Origin of the sequence: Pseudomonas sp. TWR2-1-1, from assembly GCF_049897045.1 — a bacterium.
Taxonomy (GTDB): Bacteria; Pseudomonadota; Gammaproteobacteria; order Pseudomonadales; family Pseudomonadaceae; genus Aquipseudomonas; species Aquipseudomonas versuta.
Genome location: NZ_JAFCVM010000021.1, coordinates 1 through 4,104, shown reverse-complemented (window position 1 = coordinate 4,104; position 4,104 = coordinate 1). Strand labels below are relative to the sequence as shown.

Annotated in this window: 3 protein-coding genes; 1 reads left to right on the top strand and 2 read right to left on the bottom strand. The window is 53.0% G+C overall.

Going from position 1 to position 4,104, the window contains the following annotated elements; genetic code table 11:
- Window positions 1-2,308: 2,308 nt before the first annotated feature.
- Window positions 2,309-2,602 (bottom strand): HigA family addiction module antitoxin, encoded by a 294-nt coding sequence (locus tag ACP7BO_RS23770; RefSeq protein WP_426212964.1) that lies wholly within the window; start codon window positions 2,600-2,602, stop codon window positions 2,309-2,311.
- Window positions 2,603-2,789: 187 nt separating this feature from the next.
- Here ACP7BO_RS23770 and ACP7BO_RS23765 point away from each other — a divergent pair, with 187 nt between their 5' ends.
- Window positions 2,790-3,125 (top strand): type II toxin-antitoxin system RelE/ParE family toxin, encoded by a 336-nt coding sequence (locus ACP7BO_RS23765; RefSeq protein ID WP_426212963.1) that lies wholly within the window; start codon window positions 2,790-2,792, stop codon window positions 3,123-3,125.
- A 94-nt stretch (window positions 3,126-3,219) separates the two neighbouring features.
- On the opposite strand, the gene ACP7BO_RS23760 is transcribed toward ACP7BO_RS23765, so the two are convergent.
- On the bottom strand, window positions 3,220-3,876 hold the full coding sequence (locus ACP7BO_RS23760) for a hypothetical protein (RefSeq protein WP_426212962.1): 657 nt from the start codon (window positions 3,874-3,876) through the stop codon (window positions 3,220-3,222).
- Between the last annotated feature and the right edge of the window lie 228 nt (window positions 3,877-4,104).

The window sequence follows — 4,104 nt, the reverse complement described above, 5'->3', positions numbered from 1 at the left end:
GAAAGCGGGGTGGTCCGGCTTTGCCGGGCGCGCACGCGGGTGAATTTTCGAGACAAGCCCGTCCAGGGCGCAGGGGAGGAAAGAGGGTGGAGGCTCGCGGAGCGAGTCGGAACCCTAAAAGCCTTGCGGGGCGCTCCCCCGGAAGGTTTGGGCGTCCTGCAGGGCGGCCACGACAGACCGAAGGGATGGCGCGCTATTGATCTGCTTTTGCCGAAATTTCCTATTTGTCTTTCTATTGGTTTTCCTATTGCTACCGTTATTGCTGCAGCAATAGGAGGGCCATAGGAAAAGTACAAGAGTCAAAAGGTACAAATGGCAAAAGCATTCACGATGGAAGTGCAGACATCTACCGCGTGTAACGAAGCCAGGCCGCGCTGGAGACCTGAACGGTAAGCCACAGTCAATCTGTACACATAAGTGATTCAAAGCGCCCACGTGCACGATGAGAAGCTATAGGCAGCATAAAGCTGAGCCTCTCAGTGTCTAGCAAGCAAGCTTAGCGCGCAGGGCGTAGCCAGCACCGTGAAGGAGCGAAGCAGCCCGTATTGGTTCCAAAGCTCGTACGCGGTGTGTGTCGGGCGCACAGCGACTGGAGCGGTGCTTGATCCTGCCTTACGCTTTCTAAAACACACCGATCATCTGTAAACAATCAAGTGCAGGCGGCCAAAGGCCGCCCGACGCTTTGCGTCGTTACGTGGCAAAGAGCACGATCACGGTGTTTGGGACAGTTACCCACCTCGCTCGCTTCGCTCACTCCGTGGATAACTATCAGTTACTGACGCCTCGCTGCGCTCGTTGTCGGGCCGCTCTAAATCCCTGGCCGGAAAAAACACCCGACCAGCGATTTAGCCCGACCTGGACTTGGTACCGCATATCGTCTTTGACTCCTTCCAAAGCGACATCAAAAGATCAGTCAAAACACGGTTCTAGGTCGGCGGCTGCGTTTATCGCAGCCTGCAAGACCGCAAGCGGTGCCGCTAGCGGCACCACCTAGCCGTTTGCGGTTATATGCTTGTAGATCATAAGAGAGCACTCTTAAAAAATCCTTTGAAATCATATGCTTACAGATGGGGGGTAGCTCACCCTGGATGAGCTACCCCTAGCTCACCCTGGATGAGCTACCCCTAGCTCATTTGAGTAACGATATCCATCAAGCTTGTAAGATATCTTACAGGCATGGTTATATATCTTCCAAAATGTGTAGCGTCAAAACGGTGTTGTCTTGGGTAGGGCTCGAATGGCTGAATTGAGTAGTGTCAGAGGTACATGGGTACAGACAGAGCGAGCCGCACATGAGGCGTGGGCTGCTCTCATTGGTCGTCAGCCAAGGGCTGCGGCATTGCTACACCTTTTGGTAGCCAACATGGACCGTAGTGGCGCGTTGGTGGCGTCTCAGGGCACATTGGGAAGACTGATGGGGGTAAGCGTTGCCACAATTAAGCGTGCCCTAGTCGTCCTTACGGACGAATGCTGGATAGACGTTGTGCGCGTCGGTAGTGAGCGAGGCGGCGTTAATGCTTATGTAGTAAATCGCCGAGTAGCTTGGGCCGATAAACGTGAAAATCAGCGTTATGCAGCTTTTGACGCCCGGATTTTGGTTAGTGAAGAGGAGCAAGAGGCTCCGATTCCTGATAACCGACCTCCTCTGCGCCAATTACCGGCTTTGTCACCAGGTGAAATGCAATTGCCACACGGTGACGGTATGCCGCCACCAGCTCAGCCAGCTTTGGTTGAACCCGATCTGCCCGCCATACCGCGTGAGCCGAGTGCGTAACGTGGCACATCAAATCAAGGAGAAGTGACACATGGCGTGGCACACCATCCAAGAAGCTCAAAAGCTGACCGGAAAGAGCCGTCGAACGCTCTATAGGGATATGGCTAAAGGCCGCTTATCATGGGAGCCTGAGGGTGATAAAGCTCGTCGTTTAGAGACATCGGAGCTAATTCGTGCCTACGGCGCTTTACTGCCAATGGCACAATCAATCCCTGAGAAAACGGCACACCATGACACAGTGATTGGCACAGACGGAATTGCTCAAGTCATGGCTGAGCTAAAGGCGCTTAGGGAGGAAGTCGCAGAGCTAAAACAAACTATGCGTCTCCTGGAGCACAAGCCTGACCCAGTGCCACCTGACACACTAGAAACTGTGCCATTACCAAAGCCTCTATCCTGGTGGAGACGGTCGATTTTCCCACGAAAGGTCTAAGACATTGCTTAGGTCAGCTCGCACGTGAGTACCAGGAGGCGTAAAAAAGCCCGCTTGGTTAGCGGGCTTTTAAGATCAGATTTAGCAAAATCGGTTATGACTTAGGCGAAGATAGGTTCAAGACCCGCGAGCTTCTTAACGGCGCTAGGTTTTACAGCCTCACGCGCTTGGGCAAGGCTGAAATTAGACTGAAGAGCCATCCAAGACTCTGCCGAGCGATCAAAAACAAGAGACAGCCGCACGGCCATTTCAGGTGAAAGATCTGACTTACAGGCGAGTAATCTTGAAATTGCAGCAGTGGAAACTCCTAAGCTTTCTGCTAGGTCTGCTTGCTTGATTTCGTAGGGTTCCACATACGACATCTCCAGATACTCACCGGGATGCATAGTGATCATTGGATCTCCTTTATTACGCGTTGCGCAATAAGCAACTTTTTTCTCAAGAATAGAGAATAGCTATTGACACGATTAAAAACAAGCTATATCGTATAATAGATTGTGGGCGGGGAATGTCGGGTTGTTTTTAATTCTACAAGCTCCTAAAAAAGCAGTCCAATTAATAATTACTATTAGGAGTTTAGAGATGATTGAGGAAGAAAAGGACATTGTCCATAAACCGCTGCGAAATTTCTGGGCCAGCGGAGGCAAGACCACCGTTGGCCTGAACGCAGACTTTCTAAAGGTTTTGAGAAGGCTACTGGTTCATTTGGACTCGGCCAAGTCTCTCGCAGATATTAAGGGCGGTTATGGCAAGCTCAAGGACTGCAAGTCTCTGGAAGGCCATCAAAATCGCTATGAGCTTGAGGTCAACGGCAACTGGCGACTCACCTTTGATTGTCATAACCCCCAGACTGGTGCGGTTACCATCATCGATTTGGAAGACGTACATGGCCCGGGCGGAGCTAAAAAAAGACGCTGAAATGCTGAGATTGGTTTCGTAGCAGAACAGCTACGAAACCAATCTCAACCACCTGGGTTATACCTTTTTGCTAGATTTCCATCCTGCTAGTCGATTAGCGTCCGGCACGCTCTCGCAAAGCCATAGTGGCCTTCGCTGACAGCATCCGAATGTCCTCGTTATGAAAAATCAAGTGGGCTCGATGCGCCTTGGTTTCTACATCCCAATGCTCCAGATCCTCAATTCGAAACTGGTACTTGCCCTGGTAGGCTGCGGCGATATCAGCTGCTAGGCATCGTGCTGGTTCTCCTGGCATATCAATAGCCCACTCGATGATGTCAGAGAACTCTTCCGCAGCTGACCGAGGCTCCACGCCATTGGCTTCAGCCTGGGCAAAGTCGTTATAGAGCTGCGCACCAAGCTCAGGATCTTCCGCCGGGTTACCCGGACATAGCCGTGGCTCCCAGGAAAGCACATAGGTCGATTTGCCTAGAACTTCTTGCCGGACGTAATCAGATGGTTTGGCGAGGCGCTGCATGAGGACTGCTCCCAGGCGAAAAACGCATGGTAGCGCAGAGGGCTTTGGGCTGCTGAAAGCAGCTTCCAGAGCGGCCAAAAGCCGCTCTGATAAACCGGCGTCGAAGACGACGAGAACAGCCTGACAGACACTACCCGAGCCCACGAGGGTGGTGAGGAAAAATGGCCCCCAGGCCAAATTTTTCCGTTCTGCCCTGGTGCAGCCCGTCCAGGGCGAAACCAGGGTGCGAAGCATCAGGCCGCACCGCTTGCGTGCGCGTCAGGTGAAACCGGACCACCCTGGTTTCGAGCCGAAGCAGCAGAGGGAGGGACAAAGTCCCGCATCGATGCGTCGCGAAGTCTCAGAAAGCGGGGTGGTCCGGCTTTGCCGGGCGCGCACGCGGGTGAATTTTCGAGACAAGCCCGTCCAGGGCGCAGGGGAGGAAAGAGGGTGGAGGCTCGCGGAGCGAGTCGGAACCCTAAA